Raw genomic sequence first — 18,157 nt, forward strand, 5'->3', positions numbered from 1 at the left:
AAAGTGGCGCGTCTGCGCACATGCGACGCAACTCGGGCAGAGAGAGGAGGCGGGGGTCAGGCGAGACCGTGGCGATGGGCAAGGACGACGGCCTGCACCCGGTCGCGCGCGCCGAGCTTGGCGAGCACGTTCGAGACGTGCGTCTTCACGGTCGCCTCGCCGATGTACAGCCGCTCGGCGATCTCGCCGTTGGACAGCGCATCCGCCATGAGGCGGAGCACCTCCTCCTCGCGCTCGGTCAGCGGGCTCGAGACCGGCAGCGGGTCCGGAGGGGATGCGGAGACCGCAGGGTTCGCGAAACGGGCGATGACGCGGCGGGTGACCTCCGGGGCGAGCAGCGCATCCCCGGCGGCGACGACCCGCACCGCGGCCGTCAGTTCTTCGGGCCCGGCGTTCTTCAGGAGGAACCCGCTGGCACCCGCATCGAGGGCGGCGAAGAGGTAGTCGTCGCGGTCGAAGGTCGTCACCACCAGTACGGCCGAGGGGATGTCGGGGTCGGCGATGATCCGCCTGGTCGCCTCCAGCCCGTCGAGGTCGGGCATCTGCACGTCCATGCACACGACGTCGGGGCGCAGAGCGCGGGCCTGCGCGATCGCCTCGGCGCCCGTCGCCGCCTCGCCGACGACCTCGATGCGATCGTCGAGGGTCAGGATGGTGCGAAAGCCCGCCCGCATCATGGCGTGGTCGTCGGCGAGGACGACCCGGATGCGGCCGCTCACCGGGCGTCCACCGCGACGCGAGGGGTGAGGGGAACGCGCACGCGCACGACGAATCCTCCGTTGGATCGAGGACTCGCCTCGATCGTGCCTCCGGATGCGGCGGCGCGCTCCCGCATCCCGATCAGGCCCATGCCGGGGGTGACCTCGGCCACCGGGCGCCCGGTGTTGGCGACCTCGAGCTCCACCCCCTCGGGGGCGTAGCGCAGGCGCACATCGGCTCTCGCACCGGGGCCGGCGTGACGGCGGGCGTTGGTGAGCGCCTCCTGCGCGATCCGGTACAGGTTGACCTGCACCGTGTCCGGCACCTCGCGCTCCTCGCCGATGATGCGCAGTTGAGCGGCGAGCCCGGCGGCGCTCGCCTCGGCGACGAGCTTCTCGAGGCCTTCGAGGCCGACGGATGTCTCCTCGCTCGTATCGCCGGGGGTCCGCAGCGTCTCGAGCAGATGGCGCAGCTCGCTCAGCGCCGAGCGCGCCGAATCCTCCACACGGGCCAGCGTCTCGCCCGCCGCCCGCGGATCCTTGTTCAGCATCATGCGCGCCGCGCCCGCCTGCACGCCCATGAGGGAGACGTGGTGGGCGACGACGTCGTGGAGCTCGCGGGCCAGTCGCACCCGCTCCAGCGCCACCGCCTGCTCGGCGCTGCGCTCGCGTTCGCGTTCGAGCTCGGCGGTGCGCTCCTCGAGCAGGGTGCGCTGCTGCCGGCTGGCCCAGGTGCGTTCGCCGAAGAGGTAGGCGCCGCCGAAGTAGAGCGCGTTGATGAGGAGGGTCAGCAGCATCGAGGCGACGTAGGGCGAGAAGGCGCCCGCGCGCGAGAACCCGTCCTGGTCGATGTCGGCCGTGGCGTCGACGAACATCGTGACGAGCAGCCAGACCGCCATCCCGGCGATGATGCCGATGCGCGTCCACATCGCGCGGCGCCGGTGCGGCGACCAGGCGCCCACCGTGTAGATGGCGATGAACATGGCGATGTTGCCGGCGTAGATCTCGGGCACGCGGAGGGTCACGGCGGCGAAGTACGCGGTGCAGACGATGACGGCGACCGTGGCGGGCCAACGTCGGCGGACCGCGAGCGGGACGGCGAGGACGAACGCGTAGGCGACGGCGGCGGCCATGGAGCCCTGGTGCTCGCCGTAGATGCCGGCGACGGACGAGAGTGCAGCGCTGATCAGCGCGCCGACGCACATCGCGGCGGCCAGCAGGAGATCACCGCGCTGTTGCGCGGGCGTGAGCGGCAGCATCCTTCCAACCTAGAGCGGGCGCTCGGATGCGGCATCCCCCGCCAGACGGAGACCATTGACGCTCCAGGGCGTCGGTGCGAGCATCCACCCAGAGCGCGGCGACCGGCCTCGCCGATCGAAGGGCACGGCATGGCCTCCACTAGCGTCTTCATCAACCTGGTCACCACGGATCTCGAGCGCAGCAAGGCCTTCTACCGGACGCTCGGCTGCGATATCAACCCCGACTTCACCGACGAGAACGCGGCGTGCGTGGTGTGGGACGAGAACATCTTCTTCATGGTGCTGATGCGGGACTTCTTCGCGTCGTTCACCGACAAGCAGATCCCGGACCCGCGCACGAGCGCGCAGGTGTCGGTCTCGTTCGCGCTCGACTCGCGCGAAGCGGTGGACGCGATCGTCGAACGCGGGATCGCCGCCGGGGGCACCGAGCCGAAGGGGCCGCAGGAGTACGGATCGATGTACTCGCGCGATCTCGACGACCCCGACGGCAACTCCCTCGGCTTCCTGCACCTCGCCGACGACGCCGACTGACTGCTCACCCGTCGCAGACCCACCTGTTCGAGGGACGCGTGATGTCGTGTTCGGGCCGCGGGCGCGACGTTTCGGGTCCCTTCAACACCGGGAGGTTCGGTACGAGGGACTCGGTCAGCCGAAGATCATGGGGCGGTCGTCGTCGTCCTCGTCGCCCGCGAAGTCCAGATCGACCACGACGGGGACGTGGTCGCTGGGGATCTCGCCCTTGCGTTCGTCGCGGTGGATGGCCGCACCCGCGACGGCGTCCGCGAAGGCGTGCGAGCCGAGGATGAAGTCGATGCGCAGGCCCTCGTTGCGGGGGAAGCGCAGCTGCTTGTAGTCCCAGTACGTGTAGCCGGTGGGCACCAGGGGGCGCACGGTGTCGCTGAGGCCCGCATCCAGCAGGGCACGGAACGCCTCGCGCTCGGGGGGTGAGACGTGCGTGGTGACGCCCTCGATGACGGTCGGGTCGCCGTTGTCGGCGTCGGTCGGTGCGATGTTGAAGTCGCCGACGAGGGCGAGCGGCAGATCGGGGTTCGCCGCGAGGGTCTCGCGGGTGTATCCCGTCAGTGCGGCCAGCCAGTCGAGCTTGTAGAGGTAGTGCGGATCGTCGAGCCCGCGACCGTTGGGGACGTACAGGCTCCAGACCCGCACACCGTCGATCGTCGCGCCGATGGCGCGGGCCTCCTGCGGGAGGTCGGGGCCCTCGTGGCCCTTGAGGAACCCGGGCATGCCGGGAAAGGTCGTCTCGACCTCGGTGATCGGCGCACGGCTGGCGATCGCGACGCCGTTCCACTGGTTCAGGCCGTGCGCGACGACGTGATAGCCGGCCTCTTCGAAGGCCGCGTAGGGGAACTGCTCCGGCTTGCACTTGATCTCCTGCATGGCCAGCACGTCGATGTTCTCGCGGACGCAGAACTCCACGGTGCGAACGACGCGTGCGCGGATCGAGTTGACGTTCCAGGTGGCCAGGCGCATGCCTCCAGCCTAGAACCCGGGCCCGACGCCGCACGCCGGAGGCCGATGAACTGTACACCTTTGGACTGGTTGTCCACAGTGGTCGATCGTGCCTGCTGCGGGCAGAGTATCTTCCTGGCATGCGCACGCCACTTGCCGAGCTGCTCACTCGCGTCGACGAGCTGAACTCTCCCGATTCGCCGTTCGTGTTCCGCGCCGTCGGCGACCGCATGCAGGGCACCTGGGACATCGCCCACGTGCAGTACGTCGCGCTGCTCGGGGCGGGTCAGATCGACGACGCCTACTCCATCGAGGTGACCTTCGACGAGGATGAGGGCACGTTCGACACGGACGAGACGCAGACCACCTCGAAGATATCCGGCGGGTTCTCGACCGACGGGTCCTTCCACTTCGGGGGGAGCACCTCCACCTTCACGGGCAAGCAGTCGCGGATGACTCGCAGCTTCGTCGCCGGCGCGCGCGTGACGACCCCGGAGGGCGATGGCACCTCCGCCGGCTGGTCCTTCGACACGGACCGCATCAAGCAGCCCCTGTTCGACTTCCTCGCCGCGAACGGCTGGCAGAAGAAGAAGGGGTTCTTCGGCCGCCTCTTCGGCGGCTGATCCCGCTCGTCCCCTCATCCCGTCGAACCCTGAAAAGTCGAACCCCGAAAGAGGAGCATCATGACCCAGCCCATGCCCCCCATGTCCCAGCCGCCGCAGCAGCCCGTGGCTGCTCCGAACGGCTCGTACCCCGGCAAGACCCTCGGAATCGTCGGCCTGATCGTCTCGTTCTTCGCGAGCCTGATCGGCCTGATCCTCTCGATCGTCGCCTACTCGCAGTCGAAGAAGGCCGGCTACAAGAACACCCCCGCGCTCGTCGGCATCATCCTCGGCGCCGTCTTCCTGGTGATCGGCATCATCGTGGCGATCATCATCGGCACCGTCTTCGCGGGCCTGATCGCGCAGTGTGCCGACCTCGGCCCGGGAACGCACTACGTCGACGGCGTCACCTACACCTGCTCTTGAGCGGTGCGACCTCGCCTGAGCGCATCCCCGGCTCAGGCGAGGTCCATCCCCGGCCCGTCTGCGGGTCGCGGCGTGAATCCGTTGCGCTCGTAGAAGGCCGTCCGGCCGCGGGCGGCGAACAGCTGCACGTCCTCGACTCCCCGTCGCCGTGACTCCTGGACGAGCGCATCGAGGATGAGCGCTCCGACTCCATTGCCTCGCGCCTCGGTCGCCACGATGAGCTCGGTGACGAAGGCGTGCAGCACGCCGTCGCTGATCAGACGCCCCATGCCCACGAGCGCGCCCGCATCGTCGCGCGCCGAGCACACGACCCAGCTCCCTGCCAGGGCGGGGGCCAGCCCGCGCGCTGCGCTCGCCCCATCCGGTGCTCGCGTAGAGGGCGGCGAACTCGTCGGCCGTGGGCGGTGTCATCGTGAGGTGCACGATCGGACGCTATCGCGCTCGTGTTAGTCCCGGCGCGCATCGGGTCGGATGCGGTGCGCCGCGGCGTAGCCTGCGCCCATGACGGTGCCCAGAGCGCTTCGCGTCACCCTGCTCGTCGTGGCGTGGTTCAACCTGATCTCGGCGGTGGCGGGGATGATCGGGCTGACCGTGGGCGGCGGGATGGGGGTGCCGCTCGAGTGGCTCGAGGGCACGCCCTTCTCCTCGTACTTCTGGCCGGGCATCATCCTCGGTGTCGTGGTGGGCGGGATTCAAGCGCTCACCGTCGTCGCGCAGTACCGGCGCTACGCCCTGGTCTGGGGGCTGCACGCGGCCGCGGGGCTCGTCATGATGATCTGGATCTTCGTCGAGCTGGCGATGCTGCTGGTCTGGTCGCCGCTGCACGGTATCTACTTCGTCGCCGGCCTCGTACAGACCGTGCTCGCGGTGCTCGCCCTCGGCGCCTGGCCCCGTCCGTTCCTCTCGCGCACGCCGTGACGCCCTGAGACACTGGCAGTGTGCGAGCCGAACCGAGGGCGCTCTGGCCGCTGCTGGAGGCGCTGGACGATCCCGCCCACATCGAGACGCCGGCTGGTTTCGACCGGGCGGCCGCGCGGCGCGCGTTCGTCGAGCTGACCGAGCGACTGTCCGGCGGCTTCGAGGCGGAATGCGCGGCGGATCTGAACGTGCAGGATGCGAGCTTCCATGCCCAGGTCGTCGTCCCTGCTGAGGCCACGGCGACGGGGCAGCGCTTCGTGGTGCGGGTCTCCAACTTCGGCATGCTCGCCGTCATGGCCCTCGACAACCCGGGGGTGCACAGTGAAGAGGAGTTCAGGGCGCGCGCTGATCCGCACGATGTCGAGCGGATCGCGGCGTCTCTGGATGCCGGCGGGTACGTCCTTGTTCCCGAGGAGCCGCTCTGGACGCCCTATCGTGGCACGGTCCCTCGACACGTCTTCGGCAGGGGTGAGCCGACCTGGTGGGATCGGTACTTCGACTACCTGTGACGAGGCCGCGCCCTCACGGCGCATCCGCGTGCGCCCCTAGACTCGACGGTGTGACCGCCGCATCCACTCCCGAGCTCGAATCCGACCGCCAGGCGCTCATCGCGCTGATCCGCGCAGAGGCCGTCTTCCACGGCGACTTCACCCTCTCCAGCGGCAAGAAGGCGTCGTACTACGTCGACATGCGTAAGCTGACGCTCGATCACCGGGCGGCCCCCGCGATCGGCCGGATCATGCTCGATCTCATCCGCGATGTCGACGGCGTGGTCGCCGTCGGAGGGCTCACCCTCGGCGCGGACCCGATCGCCAACGCCGTCATGCACGAGTCGGTGCACGCGGGCACGCCCCTCGATGCGTTCGTCGTGCGCAAGGAGCCGAAGGACCATGGTCGCGGTCGCCAGATCGAGGGCGCGGATGTGGCAGGCAAGCGCGTCGTGGTCGTCGAAGACACCTCCACGACCGGCCAGTCCGCACTGAAGGCGGTCGAAGCCCTGCGGCGCGAGGGTGCCGAGCCCGTCGCCGTCGCCGTGATCGTCGACCGCAAGACCGGAGCCCAGGCCGCGGTTGAGGCAGAGGGCCTGCAGTGGCTCGCCGCGATCGACCTCGACGATCTGGGTCTTCCCGCGCAGTGATGGACGCCACCCGCATCCGTATCGCAGGAGATCTCCGTTCTGCAGGACGGATGCGGCGCGATCGTCCTCAGTACGGGATTTCTCCTGCGGGGCGGTGGTGACGGTGGACGATCGCACCCTCATGCTGCTGGTCGCGCTCGTCATCACGGCGGGCGCGCTCGTGACGTTCGTGCTGCAGCTCATCCGCTTCCTTCGCCGCGAGCGCGACGATCGAGAGTACGGCGACGGGGACTCGCGAGACGACTGAGGATCCACGCAGCTGTGGATAATCTCTGCGCGGGCTGTGCGCTCCGTGCCACCCTTCCGGGACACCACGGAAAGGACACGCACATGAAGAAGCGCACTCGCCTCGCCGCCGGCCTCCTCGCCGCCGCGACTCTCACCGGAGCCGGTGCCGCCGCGGCCGCCCCCGCCTTCGCGGCCGACAACAGGGTCATCCTGTACGGCTTCCCGACCAAGGGCATCTGTCAGGTCGTCGAGCAGGCGACCGGCTGGGCCATCAACGCCTCGGGCCACCAGGTCTACGCCGGCGAGTCGTGCGGCTACTGGGGTCCGGACAAGCTCTACGGGTTCAGCATGCTCTACACCTGATCCCGGACACGATGATCCCCCGGCGCCATGCGTGCGGGGGATCTTCTTCGCCCTGGCGGCGGACAAGCTCGATGCGGACCCCCGGAATGGTCGTGCCGGCGCCATGATGGGCTGATGACGGTTCACGGGCACGACGTCGCGGCGGACGCCAGGCGGCTGATCGCAGAGGGTTACATCTCAGAGCACGCTCTGCAGGCCATGACGAAGGTCGCGCCGGAAAGAGTCTCGGCGTTTCTCGCGACGAGTGGGTCGGCGGGGCTCTCCTCGGACCAGCCCCCGCTGTCCCCCGGCGAGAGCGCGCGCGTCTCGATCCTGGTCGGGCACCTGACAGTCGGCTTCGACATCGACGACGACGAGCGTCTGAGAGCGATGCTGGAAGGTCTGACCTGTGAATGCGGCTTCACGCTGCAGAACATCAGCCGATTGACGAGAGTGCCGCTGGGCGAGGTGACCACGGCTCTTCACGATCCCGGAACGCTCGCGGCTGAGACCAAGTACACGCTCGCGCTGAGAGTGTCATACCTCATCAACGCCGCCAACCAGGCCCGCGCACGGTAGCGGGCGCGCCGCGCGACGCGATCAGATGCCTTCAGGCATCTCCGACTCGACGGGTTCCGGTGCGATGAGCTCGGCGACGGAGGTGAGCACCTCGTCGGGGCGGAAGGGGTAGCGCTCGATCTCGGCCGGGTCGCTGATCCCGGTCATCACGAGCACGGTGTGCAGTCCCGCCTCGATGCCCGCGACGACGTCGGTGTCCATGCGGTCGCCGATCATGCCCGTGTTCTCGGAGTGCGCGCCGATGCGGTTGAGCGCCGAGCGGAACATCATCGGGTTCGGCTTGCCGACGACGTACGGCTCCTTGCCCGTGGCCTTCGTGATCATGGCGGCGAACGATCCCGTCGCCGGCACGATGCCGTTCGGAGTGGGGCCGGTCGCATCCGGATTGGTGACGATGAACCGCGCGCCCGCGTTGATGAAGCGGATCGCCTGCGTGATCGCCTCGAACGAGTACTGGCGCGTCTCGCCGACGACGACGTAATCGGGCTGCGTCTCGGTCATCACGACGCCCGCCTCGTGCAGCGCGGTCGTGAGCCCCGCCTCGCCGATGACGAACGCGGAGCTGCCGGGCATCTGCGACTTGAGGAACTCTGCCGTCGCCAGCGCCGAGGTCCAGATCCGCTCCTCCGGAACGTCGAGCCCCGATCGCTTCAGCCTCGCGCTCAGATCGCGCGGGGTGAAGATCGGGTTGTTCGTGAGCACCAGGAAGGGTGTGCCGGTGTCGCGCCACTGCGCGAGCAGCTCGGCCGCCCCCGGGATCGCCTGGTTGTCGTGCACCAGCACGCCGTCCATGTCGGTGAGCCAGCATTCGATGTCATCGCGCGTGCGCATGGCCTCAGCCTAGGGCTCCCGCGGGCGGTATCCGAGTCTGCGAAGCCAGGTCATAGCGGTGTCCGAGGGGCGGCCAGGCTACCCGGGCGCGAAGGACCGCTCAAGAGTGAAGGAGGCACCTCGCGCAGCGCACTAGGGTCGTACGCGTGAGCGCTCGCGAGGCGGATTGGGATCCGCACCGGCTGCCGGACCTGACGGGCCGGACCTACCTGGTGACGGGCTCGAACGCGGGCCTCGGGTACTTCGCCAGTGAGCAGCTCGTGAACGCCGGAGCGCGCGTCATCATGACCGGCCGCAATCCCAACCGGCTCGCCGCCGCCCGCGCCGCCGTGTCGGCACGCCTGCCCCATGCGACGGGCTCCGCAGAGACACTGCTGCTGGACACCAGCAACCTCGGCTCGGTGCGCGCCGCGGCCGCCACGGTCCGGCAGCGCGGGCGCCTCGACGGCCTGCTGCTGAACGCGGGGATCGTGCATCCGCCCGCGCAGCGTGAGACCACGCGAGACGGCAACGAGCTCGTGCTCGCCACGAACGCGCTCGGTCATTTCGCTCTGGCGGGCGCGCTGCTGACCACGCTCGCCGCCCGTCGCGGTCGGATGGTGTGGCTCGGCAGCATGTCGACCTCGATCTCGAAGTACGACCCCACCGATCCGCAGCTCGTCGAGCGCTACTCGCCCTGGCGCGCATACGTGCAGTCGAAGGCCGTCACCACGGTCGTCGGCCTCGAGGCGGATCGTCGCCTGCGCGAGGCCCGCGTTCCCGTGACGAGCGTGATCGCCCACCCCGGCTACTCCACGAGCGGCCGCACCGTCGGCATCCGGGGCGTGAACGAGCCGTCCCGCTGGGGGCGCTTCGTCGACAACCTGCAGGCTCCTTTCACACAGTCCAAGGAGGCTGGCGCCTGGCCGCTCGTGCGCGCCCTCGTCGACCCGGACGTCGAAGGCGGCGAGATGTGGGGACCCGGACGCATCGTGACCGGGCAGCCCCGAGCAGCGCAGCCGACGGCGTTCCTGCGGGAGCCGGCCATCGGCGAACGGCTGTGGCTCATGTGCGAGGCGGCGACGCGGATGCGGTGGCCCTTCGAGGCAGCCCGCCGCTAAACGCGGCGGGCGCCGCATCCGATCGCGTCAGGCGGAGAGCCAGATCGCGTCGTGCGCGGCGACAGGGATGCTGATCTCGGTGCCGTCCACGCGGACGCGCAGCTCGGGAGCGGGCTCGAGCACCTCCACGCGGTGGTCCACATCGAGACCGCGGCGTTCGAGTTCGCGCAGCAGGTCGGGATCGCGGTCGTTGACCCGCAGCACGCGGCCCACGTGCCCCGCCTGCGCGTCGGCGAGCAGCACGAACGGCACGCGCTCGACCTGACCGAACACGTCCGGGATGGCATCGCCGTGTGGATCGAAACGCGGCCGACCGAGGCGTTCGTCGATGCGATCGAGCAGCCGGTCGCTCAGCGCGTGCTCGAGGATCTCGGCCTCGTCGTGCACCTCGTCCCAGGTGTAGCCGTACTCGCGCACGAGCCACGTCTCGACGAGACGGTGGCGACGCACGATCGCCGCCGCGCGCGCGAGGCCCTTCTCGGTCAACGTGATCGGGCCGTACCGGCGGTGGCTCACGAGACCCGCCGCGGCGAGCTTCTGCACCATCTCGGTGACGCTCGACGGCGCGAGTCCCAGCTGCTGCGCGAGCTGCGAGGGTGTGATCCGCTCGTCTTGCCATTCCGTGTGCTGGTACACGACCTTCAGGTAGTCGTCGACGGCTGCGGATGTGGGCACCCCGTCAGGCTACCCGCCCGTGATGACGAGCCAGATGAGCAGCGCGTTGAGAGCTACGAGGAACACGGATGCGGCCGCTCCCGCGACCGTCGTGGCGATCCGGTTGCGGTACGTGCCGAGCAACCCGCGCTGCGCCGTCAGCCAGACGAGCGGGATGAGGGCGAACGGGATGCCGAACGAGAGCACGACCTGGCTCAGCACCAGCGCGAGCGTCGGGTCGAGGCCGAGTCCCAGGATCACGAGGGCGGGGATGAGGGTCACCAGCCGCCGAGCCAGCAGCGGCACGCGCACGTGCAGCAGCCCCTTCATGATCTCGGAGCCGGCGTAGGCGCCGACCGAGGTCGAGGCCAGTCCGCTCGCGAGCAGGCCCACCGCGAAGAGCGTCGCGATGACGGGGCCGAGTCCCGCCGACAGCGCGGCGTACGCGCCCTCGAGCGAGTCGGTGCCGGGAACGCCGGCGAGGCTGGATGCGGCCAGCAGCAGCATGATGAGGTTCGTCGTGCCGGCGACGGCCATGGCGATCGTGACGTCCCACCGTGTGGCGCGCAGCAATCGGCGTTCGCGATCGGCAGGGGCAGCATCGGTCAGCGGGAAGCGGTCGCGCGCCAGCGAGGAGTGCGCGTAGATCGCGTGCGGCATGACGGTCGCGCCCAGGATGGATGCGGCCAGCAGTACCGAGTCGGTGCCCTCGAAGCGCGGCACGAGGCCCTGCACCAGGCCGCCCGCATCCGGCGGCGAGAAGATGATCCCGGTGCAGAAGCCGATCACGATGACGATGAGCATCGTGATGACGACGGTCTCGAAGGCGCGCGCGCCGCGGCGCGACTGCACCGTCAGCACGACCATCGACACGACACCGGTGATCACGCCGCCCCACAGGAGCGGGATGCCGAACAGCAGGTTGAGCGCGACCGCGCCGCCGATGACCTCGGCCACATCCGTCGCCATCGCCACGAGCTCGGCCTGCAGCCAGTAGAGCCGTCGGGCCCACGGACGGCGGATGCGGCGGCCGAGGAGGTCGGGCAGGCTCTGGCCGGTGACGATCCCGAGCTTCGCCGAGAGGTACTGGATCAGCCAGGCCATGAGGTTGCCGAGCACCACGACCCACACCAGCAGGTAGCCGAACGTTGCGCCCGCGGTCATGTTCGCGGCGACGTTTCCCGGGTCGAGGTAGGCCACCCCGGCGACGAGCGCCGGTCCGAGCAGCCACGCCATCCGACGCGCGGGCGCCTGCACGGGCGCGGCGGTCAGAGTTTTCGGCATGCCGAAACCGTATCGTATTTTTCGGCTGCCCGAAAAGTGCTCTTCCATCGAGTGAGAAGCCACGGCGGGCGCGGCTAGCCTGGGGGGATGACGGATGCGGGCGAGCCGGAGGACACGACCTCGGACATCGCTCCCGAGCACGGCGTCGGACCCTGGGAGGGGCCGTGGCCCGACGACGCGCACCTCGATCCCGACCTGCTCGCGGCGGGCGACCGCCGAAACGTGATCGATCGCTACCGCTACTGGCGCATGGACGCGATCGTCGCCGATCTCGACGCGCACCGGCACGGTTTCCACGTGGCGATCGAGAACTGGCAGCACGACATGAACATCGGCTCCATCGTGCGCAGCGCCAACGCCTTCGCCGCCGCCGAGGTGCACATCATCGGCCGTCGCCGCTGGAACAAGCGCGGCGCCATGGTCACCGACCGCTATCAGCACGTGCGGCATCACGACGACGTCGCAGCGTTCGCGGCGTGGGCGGCCGCGGAGAACCTCCCCGTCATCGCCGTCGACAATGTGGCCGGCTCCGTCCCCGTGCAGGATGCGGAGCTTCCCGAACGCTGCGTGCTCGTGTTCGGTCAGGAAGGGCCGGGCCTCTCGCCCGAGGCGGTGGCCGCCGCATCCGGAGTCGTGGAGATCTCGCAGTACGGCTCCACGCGGTCGATCAACGCGGCCGCCGCGGCCGCCGTCGTGATGTACGAGTGGTGTCGCCGCTGGGCGCGCTGAGAGCCATACGCTCCCGCAACATCGCGTGACGTGGACTGTTCCTCCCGAACCACGGAGGACACATGCCTCACACTCGCCTCTCACCCGCCCGCCTCGTCGCCGCTCTCACGGTCGTCGGCGTCGTGGCGCTTCTGACCCTCGCGCCCTGGGCCCTCGTCCATCCGCTGCGCGGACGCGTCGTGTGGCTGCTGCAGGATCTCGCCGAGCCCGTCATGATGTGGCTCCCGGGCGGGCCGGACCAGGTGCTCAACACCCTGCTGTTCATCCCCTTGGGCGCGACCATCGCGCTGCTTCTGCCGCGCCGTGCGTGGCTGCTCGCGATCATCGCGGCGTTCGCGCTGTCGGCAGTGGTGGAGATCGCGCAGGAATCGATCCCCGGCCGCGTGCCGGATGCGGGCGACGTGCTCTGGAACACCTGCGGCGGAGCGATCGGCGTGATCGCGGTGAGCCTCATCCGCCTGCTTGGAGCGACTCACCGCGGCAGGTGAACCGTGACCTGGAGCCCCCCGGTGGGTCGCGCCGCCACGGCCAGCATCGCCCCGTGCGCCCGCACGATCGAGGCGACGATCGCGAGCCCCAGTCCCGCGCCGGAACGGCTCTGGGCTCCGCGGGTGCGGCCCGCGCCGCGCACGAAGGGCTCGGTGAGGGTCGCGGCGACCTCGGGTGTCAGCTGCTCGCCGCCGTTCTCGACGATCAGCGTGCCCTCGCGCACGCGCACCAGCATCCACCCGTCGTCGACGTTGTGCACCACGGCGTTGCGCACGAGGTTGGCGGCGAGTCTCAGCAGCAGCGCCTCGTCGGCGGTGACGATCGAGGGCCGCAGGTCGGTGTCGATGCGGATGCGGGCTGCTTCCGCATCCGCGCGAACGTCCGCCAGAGCCGTCTCGACGACCGCCGCCAGGTCCACCCGCTGCAGGGCGAGGGATGCGCCGCGCCCCACCCGCGCGAGCGCGAGCAACGCCTCCGTCGCTTCGATCGCGCGGTCGTTCGTCGCAGCGATGCGGGCCAGCGTGGTGTCGACGTCGCGTCCGTCCGGGTCCGCCTGGGCCACCTCGACGAGCGTGCGGATGACCGCGTGCGGGGTGCGCAGCTCGTGTGACGCGTTCGCGGCGAACCGACGCTCCTCGTCGAGGGTGCGCTCGATGCGGTCCAGCATCGCGTCCAGGGTGTCGGCCAGCTCGGTCAGCTCGTCGCGGCGTCCGGGCAACGCGACCCGGTGATCGAGGCGGCCGTCGCGCACGAGGGCGACCGCATCCGTCATTCGACGAAGCGGACGAAGCACGATGCCCGCCAGGATCCAGCCGCCGACGAGGCCGAACAGCACGAGCGCGATGATCGCCCAGACCGCGTATCGCGTGAACACCTCGAGCAGATTCGCACGATTGGGCGCCCAGTCGCCGTCGGTGCCGAACAGCGCACCCTCGGGCACGAAGCGCAGCACCAGAAGCCCGACGACCACCAGCGCGCCGCCGGCCACGATGAGGAAGCCGGCGTAGCTGAGCGCGAGCTTCAGGCGGATCGAGACGCCGACGCGTCGAGGCGTCACGGCAGCATCCGATAGCCGACGCCGGGCACGGTCTCGATGACCCACGGTTCGCCGAGACGTTTGCGCAGCGTGGAGATCGTGATGCGCACGGCGTTCGTGAACGGGTCGGCGTTCTCGTCCCACGCCCGCTCCAGCAGGTGCTCCGCGCTGACGACTCCGCCGTCGGCGCTCATCAGCACGTCGAGCACCGCGAACTGCTTGCGAGTGAGGGCGACATAGCGACCCTCGCGGAACACCTCGCGCCGGAAGCGGTCGAGGGTCACGCCCGCGCGTTCGGCCGTGGGAGGCGCGCCCGCGGCGGGGCGGCGCACCAGGGCGCGCAGCCGGAGCACGAGCTCGCGCAGCGCGAACGGCTTGGTGAGGTAGTCGTCGGCGCCGCTCGCGAAGCCGGTCTCCTTGTCGTCGAGCCGGTCGGCGGCGGTGAGCATGAGGATGCGGGGGGCCGCGGCCTCGGCAGTGAGGCGGCGGGCGATCTCGTCGCCGTTGGGGCCGGGGATGTCGCGATCGAGCACGACGACGTCATAGGAATTGATCGCGAGCTGCTCGAGCGCCGTGTCGCCGTCGCCGGCGATGTCGGCGGCGATCGCCTCGAGCCGCAGCCCGTCGCGGATCGCCTCGGCGAGGAACAACTCGTCCTCGACGATCAGCACCCGCATGCGGCGAGTCTAGGTGGGGGCGCATATCGCGGACATATCCGATTGTGCTGACGCTGTGATAACACGCACCCGCATGGGATGTGGGCATGCACAGTTCCGTCGCACCCGCATCCGCCATCGCTCCGGCGCGGTCCCGCCGGCTCGCGTTCGCCGCGCTCGGTCTTGTCGCCGCGATCCTGCTCGCCGCGCTCGCCGGCGTGTGGCTGCGGGCCGTGCTGACCGCCGCCGGGCCGTTCGAGCCCAATGAAGCGAACGGCCTCATCCGGGGCGACCAAGCCGTCACGGTCGCCGACGAACACCTGCCCGCCGTCGCCGGGCTGGATGCGGGCCTGCGCGACGCGATGCGCGCGGCGACCACCGACGCGGCCGACGAGGGTGTGGCGCTGCTGATCTCCAGCGGTTGGCGCAGCGAGGCGTACCAGCGGTGGCTTCTCGGCGACGCGATCCGCTACTACGGCGACGAGGCGACCGCGCGTCGCTTCGTCGCGGCTCCGGAAGCCTCGCAGCACGTGACGGGTGACGCCGTCGACATCGGGCCGCTCGACGGCCAGCTCTGGCTCGGGGAGCACGGCGCCGCATACGGCCTGTGCCAGACCTACGCCAACGAACGCTGGCACTTCGAGTTGGCGACGACTCCCGGCGGCACCTGCCCCGACATGCGCGCGGATGCCACATCCTGACGTGGGGGGCATGACGGTGCGGGTGCCGCCGGGCCGGGTGGGGGTGCTGCCGGGTCGGGTGGGGGTACTGCTGCCGGCGGCTGCCGTTGGGCCGGATCGCCCGCACGGACCGTCGAATGAGCATCCGATCGCCGAATGAGCACTCAATAGGATGCTCGCTCGATGATCGGATGCTCACTCGGTGAGAAACTCCCCGTCGCGAGAGAGGTGCGCATCTGCTTCAGTGAGCCTGGATCTCGCTGACTGGGGGTGAGGTCGGTTCTCACTTCTGGGGGAGTGTGGTGGCGAACGAAGCTGGGTGGTTTCCCGACCCGACAAACGGGAATCAGTGGCGCTGGTGGGACGGCCGGCAATGGACGGATCGTGTCGCGCCCGCGGCGACTCCGGCAGTACCGAAGCGGGATGCAGGCCGGTCCTGGCTCGGGGTGCCGGTGTGGGGCTGGGTGCTCATCGCTGCCGCTCTCGTGACGCTGACGGTCTTCGTGCCGTGGCTGGTCGCGCTGGGCGCGCTGAGCATCCTTGTGACCGGGATCGTCGCCATCTCAGCCGGAACGCCCACGTGGTTACGGCTGCGCACCCGCAGCATGGCCCTCGCCGTGACGGGCGGCGCAGCCGTGCTCGTGCTCGTGACGGGAACGGTCGCGGCCGCCACCAGCGCGGGCCGGTCCGTCGAGGTCAGCACGGTCGGAGCCGCCTCCTCGGCCAGCCCGACACCCGAGCACACGGCGACCCGTGCACCGAGCCCGACCCATACCCCGGTCACGACGACGCGCGAGGAGACCGTGACGGAGGCTATCCCCTTCGAGCGGACGACCGGGGAGGACCCATCGCTGACCCGTGGCGAGACGAGGGTGTCGGTGGCGGGAGCCGATGGTGAACTCGCCCGCACTTTTCGCGTGACCCTCGTCGACGGCGTCGAAGTGAAGCGCGAGCAGATCGCCGAGACCATCACGCGCGCGCCAGTCAGCGAGGTGACGGTGGTTGGCACGTATGACCCGCCGGCTGCAGCGCCGGCGCCGGCGGCCCCTGCCCCCGCGCCCGCCCAGGGCGGCTGCGATCCGAACTACGAGGATGGATGCGTCCCGATCGCATCCGATGTGGACTGTGCGGGCGGTAGCGGCAACGGGCCCGCGTACTTCTCCGGAACGGCGCGGGTCGTCGGATCGGACATCTATGACCTCGACCGTGACGGCGATGGGATCGCCTGCGATTCCTGAGCCTCCGCGCTCCGGCTGCTCGGATGCGGGCGTTCCCGCATCCCACCCCACCGCTCCTCGTCTCACTCGTGCAGGTGTGATGCGCGTGTCGCGTGCACAGTTGAGACGCGGGGGCGGTGTCGACGCATCCGTGTCTCACTCGTGCACGGATGGGCACTCGCCGGGGTGAACGTGTGAGACACGTAGTACGGATGTCTCGCGCCTGCGCCCGCGCGCGGCGCCGGTGAGCTGCGGGCTGCGCGCGGCGCCGGTGAGCTGCGGGCTGCAGGCAGGGGGATGCGGCGGTGAGCTGCGGGCTGCGGGCTGCGGGCAGGGGGATGCGGCGGTGCGGCGCGCTTCAGGTCGACATGCTCAGACAAGGGGATGCGGCGGCGCGGCGCGCCTCAGGTCTGCATGCTCAGGCAGGGATGCGCATCCAGGCTCCGGTGCGCACGCGCCAACCGAGGGTGACCGCGCGAGCGAGCATGTAGACCCCGAAGAACGCGACCGCGAGCCAGGCCAGACCCGCAGCCCCCGCGGCGCCCGCCCACATCACCACGAGGAGGGCCGGGACGAACGGCACGAGGTTGGCGAGCCCCGCGAGGGCGAGATACTTGCCGTCGCCGGCGCCGATGAGCACGCCGTCGAGCACGAACACGACGCCGCACAGCGGCTGGGCGACGGCGAGCACGATCAGCGCGGGCTGCACGAGAGCGGCGATCGCCGCATCCGAGGTGAAGACGAGGCCGATCATGCCCGAGAAGCCGCCGATCAGCGCCCCCACGATCACACCGAACCACACGCCCCACGCCACCGTGCGGCCGAGCACCCGGCGTACGAAGGCGGGGTCGTCCTCGCCGAGCCCGCGGCCCACGAGTGCCTGCGCGGCGATCGCGAGCGCGTCGAGGGCGAAGGCGGCGGTCGAGAAGATCGTGAACGCCACCTGCCAGCCGGCGAGCTCGGGGGTGCCGAGCGCCGTCGCCACGGCGACCGTCGCGAGCAGGGCTGCGCGCAGCGACACGGTGCGCAGGAACATCCAGCCGCCGCTGCGCGCGGCGCCCGACACGCTGTCACGACGCGGGCGGATGGATGCGTCGTGCCGCTGCGCGAGCCGACCCACCACCAGCGCATACACGGCGACCATGCCCCACTGCGCCACGACCGTTCCGACCGCGGAGCCGGCGATGCCCCATCCGAACCCGTAGATGAACAGCCAGTTCAGACCTGCGTTCGCCGTGAAGCCGGCGCCGGCGATCCACAGGGGAGTCACCGTGTCCTGCATCCCCCGCAGCAGACCCGTCGCCGCGAACACGATCAGCATGGCAGGCAGGCCCCACATCGAGATGCCGAGATACGCCTCGGCCTCCGCCGCGACATCGGCCGCGGGCGTGAACAGGCCCACGAGTGTGGGAGTCGTGAGGTACCCGACCACGGCGAGGATGAAGCCCAGCCCGAGGGCCAGCCACATCCCGTCGATCCCGGCGGTGACCGCCGAGCCGTGCTGCCCCGCGCCGAAGCGACGCGCCACCGCGGGTGTCGTCGAGTAGGCGAGGAACACCATCAGTCCGACGATCGTCTGCAGCACGGCCGACGCGATCCCGAGACCTGCGAGCGGAACGACACCGAGGTGACCGATCATGGCGGCGTCGATGATGAGGAACAGTGGCTCCGCGATCAGCGCGCCGAGCGCAGGCACCGCGAGGTTCAGGATCTGCCGATTGAGTGTCGCCGCCACCCCTCGACCCTATTGAGCCGCGCCGACGCTCCGCATCCGCCCCCGCGACGGCGCCCATTCTCTCCCGCGAGACTGCATCTTCATCA

The 18,157-nt window shown here is 70.2% G+C and carries 24 protein-coding genes; 14 read left to right on the top strand and 10 right to left on the bottom strand.

What is annotated here, in order from left to right:
- Positions 1-56: 56 nt before the first annotated feature.
- Positions 57-719 (bottom strand): response regulator, encoded by a 663-nt coding sequence (locus AC1VNH_RS11710; RefSeq protein WP_483111540.1) that lies wholly within the window; start codon positions 717-719, stop codon positions 57-59.
- Complete coding sequence (locus AC1VNH_RS11715; protein WP_483111541.1) at positions 716-1,957, bottom strand: sensor histidine kinase; 1,242 nt, start codon at positions 1,955-1,957, stop codon at positions 716-718. The genes AC1VNH_RS11710 and AC1VNH_RS11715 overlap by 4 nt, the downstream gene beginning before the upstream one ends.
- A gap of 129 nt (positions 1,958-2,086) precedes the next feature.
- Between AC1VNH_RS11715 and AC1VNH_RS11720 the strand changes: the two genes are divergently transcribed.
- Positions 2,087-2,488 (top strand): VOC family protein, encoded by a 402-nt coding sequence (locus AC1VNH_RS11720; RefSeq protein ID WP_483111542.1) that lies wholly within the window; start codon positions 2,087-2,089, stop codon positions 2,486-2,488.
- Positions 2,489-2,602: 114 nt separating this feature from the next.
- On the opposite strand, the gene AC1VNH_RS11725 is transcribed toward AC1VNH_RS11720, so the two are convergent.
- Positions 2,603-3,448: an exodeoxyribonuclease III gene (locus AC1VNH_RS11725; RefSeq protein ID WP_483111543.1), complete on the bottom strand. Its 846-nt coding sequence runs from the start codon at positions 3,446-3,448 to the stop codon at positions 2,603-2,605.
- A 119-nt stretch (positions 3,449-3,567) separates the two neighbouring features.
- On the opposite strand from AC1VNH_RS11725, the gene AC1VNH_RS11730 reads away from it, so the two are divergent.
- On the top strand, positions 3,568-4,050 hold the full coding sequence (locus tag AC1VNH_RS11730) for a hypothetical protein (RefSeq protein ID WP_483111545.1): 483 nt from the start codon (positions 3,568-3,570) through the stop codon (positions 4,048-4,050).
- Between the two features lie 60 nt (positions 4,051-4,110).
- Complete coding sequence (locus tag AC1VNH_RS11735) at positions 4,111-4,455, top strand: DUF4190 domain-containing protein (protein ID WP_483111546.1); 345 nt, start codon at positions 4,111-4,113, stop codon at positions 4,453-4,455.
- Between the two features lie 32 nt (positions 4,456-4,487).
- Here the strand turns inward: AC1VNH_RS11735 and AC1VNH_RS11740 are convergent, their stop codons facing one another.
- Positions 4,488-4,763: a GNAT family N-acetyltransferase gene (locus AC1VNH_RS11740; protein ID WP_483111548.1), complete on the bottom strand. Its 276-nt coding sequence runs from the start codon at positions 4,761-4,763 to the stop codon at positions 4,488-4,490.
- A 193-nt stretch (positions 4,764-4,956) separates the two neighbouring features.
- Between AC1VNH_RS11740 and AC1VNH_RS11745 the strand changes: the two genes are divergently transcribed.
- The 6 genes from AC1VNH_RS11745 (at position 4,957) to AC1VNH_RS11770 (ending at position 7,660) form a co-directional block, all read left to right on the top strand.
- The gene (locus tag AC1VNH_RS11745) at positions 4,957-5,373 is read left to right on the top strand and encodes a hypothetical protein (RefSeq protein ID WP_483111549.1); all 417 of its coding nucleotides are present in this window, start codon (positions 4,957-4,959) and stop codon (positions 5,371-5,373) included.
- Positions 5,374-5,393: 20 nt separating this feature from the next.
- Positions 5,394-5,882 carry a hypothetical protein gene (locus AC1VNH_RS11750; protein ID WP_483111550.1) on the top strand — a complete coding sequence of 163 codons (489 nt, stop codon included), beginning with the start codon at positions 5,394-5,396 and terminating at the stop codon, positions 5,880-5,882.
- A 50-nt stretch (positions 5,883-5,932) separates the two neighbouring features.
- Positions 5,933-6,511: an orotate phosphoribosyltransferase gene (gene pyrE, locus AC1VNH_RS11755; protein WP_483111551.1), complete on the top strand. Its 579-nt coding sequence runs from the start codon at positions 5,933-5,935 to the stop codon at positions 6,509-6,511.
- A gap of 103 nt (positions 6,512-6,614) precedes the next feature.
- Positions 6,615-6,758: a hypothetical protein gene (locus AC1VNH_RS11760; RefSeq protein WP_483111552.1), complete on the top strand. Its 144-nt coding sequence runs from the start codon at positions 6,615-6,617 to the stop codon at positions 6,756-6,758.
- Positions 6,759-6,841: 83 nt separating this feature from the next.
- Entirely contained in the window at positions 6,842-7,102 is a 261-nt protein-coding gene (locus tag AC1VNH_RS11765; RefSeq protein WP_483111553.1) for a hypothetical protein, read from the top strand.
- A gap of 114 nt (positions 7,103-7,216) precedes the next feature.
- Positions 7,217-7,660, top strand: coding sequence for an HTH domain-containing protein (locus tag AC1VNH_RS11770; RefSeq protein WP_483111554.1), 444 nt, complete (start codon positions 7,217-7,219; stop codon positions 7,658-7,660).
- Between the two features lie 21 nt (positions 7,661-7,681).
- On the opposite strand, the gene AC1VNH_RS11775 is transcribed toward AC1VNH_RS11770, so the two are convergent.
- Positions 7,682-8,491, bottom strand: coding sequence for an HAD-IIA family hydrolase (locus AC1VNH_RS11775; protein ID WP_137418668.1), 810 nt, complete (start codon positions 8,489-8,491; stop codon positions 7,682-7,684).
- 146 nt (positions 8,492-8,637) lie between these two features.
- Here AC1VNH_RS11775 and AC1VNH_RS11780 point away from each other — a divergent pair, with 146 nt between their 5' ends.
- Positions 8,638-9,591 (top strand): SDR family NAD(P)-dependent oxidoreductase, encoded by a 954-nt coding sequence (locus tag AC1VNH_RS11780; RefSeq protein WP_483111555.1) that lies wholly within the window; start codon positions 8,638-8,640, stop codon positions 9,589-9,591.
- A gap of 27 nt (positions 9,592-9,618) precedes the next feature.
- Here AC1VNH_RS11780 and AC1VNH_RS11785 read toward each other — a convergent pair whose 3' ends face one another.
- The gene (locus AC1VNH_RS11785; RefSeq protein WP_243226456.1) at positions 9,619-10,266 is read right to left on the bottom strand and encodes a metal-dependent transcriptional regulator; all 648 of its coding nucleotides are present in this window, start codon (positions 10,264-10,266) and stop codon (positions 9,619-9,621) included.
- Between the two features lie 9 nt (positions 10,267-10,275).
- On the bottom strand, positions 10,276-11,529 hold the full coding sequence (locus AC1VNH_RS11790; protein ID WP_483111556.1) for an Nramp family divalent metal transporter: 1,254 nt from the start codon (positions 11,527-11,529) through the stop codon (positions 10,276-10,278).
- An 87-nt stretch (positions 11,530-11,616) separates the two neighbouring features.
- Between AC1VNH_RS11790 and AC1VNH_RS11795 the strand changes: the two genes are divergently transcribed.
- Positions 11,617-12,258, top strand: a complete 642-nt coding sequence (locus tag AC1VNH_RS11795; RefSeq protein ID WP_483111557.1) for a TrmH family RNA methyltransferase — start codon at positions 11,617-11,619, stop codon at positions 12,256-12,258.
- A 62-nt stretch (positions 12,259-12,320) separates the two neighbouring features.
- On the top strand, positions 12,321-12,746 hold the full coding sequence (locus tag AC1VNH_RS11800; protein WP_483111558.1) for a VanZ family protein: 426 nt from the start codon (positions 12,321-12,323) through the stop codon (positions 12,744-12,746).
- Here AC1VNH_RS11800 and AC1VNH_RS11805 read toward each other — a convergent pair.
- Positions 12,731-13,804, bottom strand: coding sequence for a sensor histidine kinase (locus AC1VNH_RS11805; RefSeq protein ID WP_483111559.1), 1,074 nt, complete (start codon positions 13,802-13,804; stop codon positions 12,731-12,733). The two genes, AC1VNH_RS11800 and AC1VNH_RS11805, sit on opposite strands and share 16 nt — an antisense overlap.
- Positions 13,801-14,460 carry a response regulator transcription factor gene (locus AC1VNH_RS11810; RefSeq protein WP_483111561.1) on the bottom strand — a complete coding sequence of 220 codons (660 nt, stop codon included), beginning with the start codon at positions 14,458-14,460 and terminating at the stop codon, positions 13,801-13,803. The genes AC1VNH_RS11805 and AC1VNH_RS11810 overlap by 4 nt, the downstream gene beginning before the upstream one ends.
- 86 nt (positions 14,461-14,546) lie before the next feature.
- Here AC1VNH_RS11810 and AC1VNH_RS11815 point away from each other — a divergent pair, with 86 nt between their 5' ends.
- Complete coding sequence (locus AC1VNH_RS11815) at positions 14,547-15,140, top strand: M15 family metallopeptidase (protein ID WP_483111563.1); 594 nt, start codon at positions 14,547-14,549, stop codon at positions 15,138-15,140.
- A 281-nt stretch (positions 15,141-15,421) separates the two neighbouring features.
- A complete protein-coding gene (locus AC1VNH_RS11820) occupies positions 15,422-16,357 on the top strand; it encodes a G5 domain-containing protein (protein ID WP_483111564.1) in 936 nt (311 codons plus the stop codon).
- Between the two features lie 397 nt (positions 16,358-16,754).
- On the opposite strand, the gene AC1VNH_RS11825 is transcribed toward AC1VNH_RS11820, so the two are convergent.
- Complete coding sequence (locus AC1VNH_RS11825; RefSeq protein ID WP_483111566.1) at positions 16,755-18,071, bottom strand: MATE family efflux transporter; 1,317 nt, start codon at positions 18,069-18,071, stop codon at positions 16,755-16,757.
- Positions 18,072-18,157: the final 86 nt, after the last annotated feature.

The sequence above is a fragment of the Microbacterium sp. KU4F genome (genome assembly GCF_056868075.1).

Bases quoted from the DNA above. Each gene is read 5' to 3' on its own strand.
- AC1VNH_RS11765 (WP_483111553.1), top strand. From the start codon at position 6,842: ATGAAGAAGCGCACTCGCCTCGCCGCCGGCCTCCTCGCCGCCGCGACT.
- AC1VNH_RS11795 (WP_483111557.1), top strand. From the start codon at position 11,617: ATGACGGATGCGGGCGAGCCGGAGGACACGACCTCGGACATCGCTCCC.
- AC1VNH_RS11730 (WP_483111545.1), top strand. From the start codon at position 3,568: ATGCGCACGCCACTTGCCGAGCTGCTCACTCGCGTCGACGAGCTGAAC.
- AC1VNH_RS11810 (WP_483111561.1), bottom strand. From the start codon at position 14,460: ATGCGGGTGCTGATCGTCGAGGACGAGTTGTTCCTCGCCGAGGCGATC.
- AC1VNH_RS11775 (WP_137418668.1), bottom strand. From the start codon at position 8,491: ATGCGCACGCGCGATGACATCGAATGCTGGCTCACCGACATGGACGGC.
- AC1VNH_RS11790 (WP_483111556.1), bottom strand. From the start codon at position 11,529: ATGCCGAAAACTCTGACCGCCGCGCCCGTGCAGGCGCCCGCGCGTCGG.
- AC1VNH_RS11815 (WP_483111563.1), top strand. From the start codon at position 14,547: ATGCACAGTTCCGTCGCACCCGCATCCGCCATCGCTCCGGCGCGGTCC.
- AC1VNH_RS11735 (WP_483111546.1), top strand. From the start codon at position 4,111: ATGACCCAGCCCATGCCCCCCATGTCCCAGCCGCCGCAGCAGCCCGTG.
- AC1VNH_RS11715 (WP_483111541.1), bottom strand. From the start codon at position 1,957: ATGCTGCCGCTCACGCCCGCGCAACAGCGCGGTGATCTCCTGCTGGCC.
- AC1VNH_RS11800 (WP_483111558.1), top strand. From the start codon at position 12,321: ATGCCTCACACTCGCCTCTCACCCGCCCGCCTCGTCGCCGCTCTCACG.
- AC1VNH_RS11725 (WP_483111543.1), bottom strand. From the start codon at position 3,448: ATGCGCCTGGCCACCTGGAACGTCAACTCGATCCGCGCACGCGTCGTT.
- AC1VNH_RS11720 (WP_483111542.1), top strand. From the start codon at position 2,087: ATGGCCTCCACTAGCGTCTTCATCAACCTGGTCACCACGGATCTCGAG.
- AC1VNH_RS11745 (WP_483111549.1), top strand. From the start codon at position 4,957: ATGACGGTGCCCAGAGCGCTTCGCGTCACCCTGCTCGTCGTGGCGTGG.
- AC1VNH_RS11770 (WP_483111554.1), top strand. From the start codon at position 7,217: ATGACGGTTCACGGGCACGACGTCGCGGCGGACGCCAGGCGGCTGATC.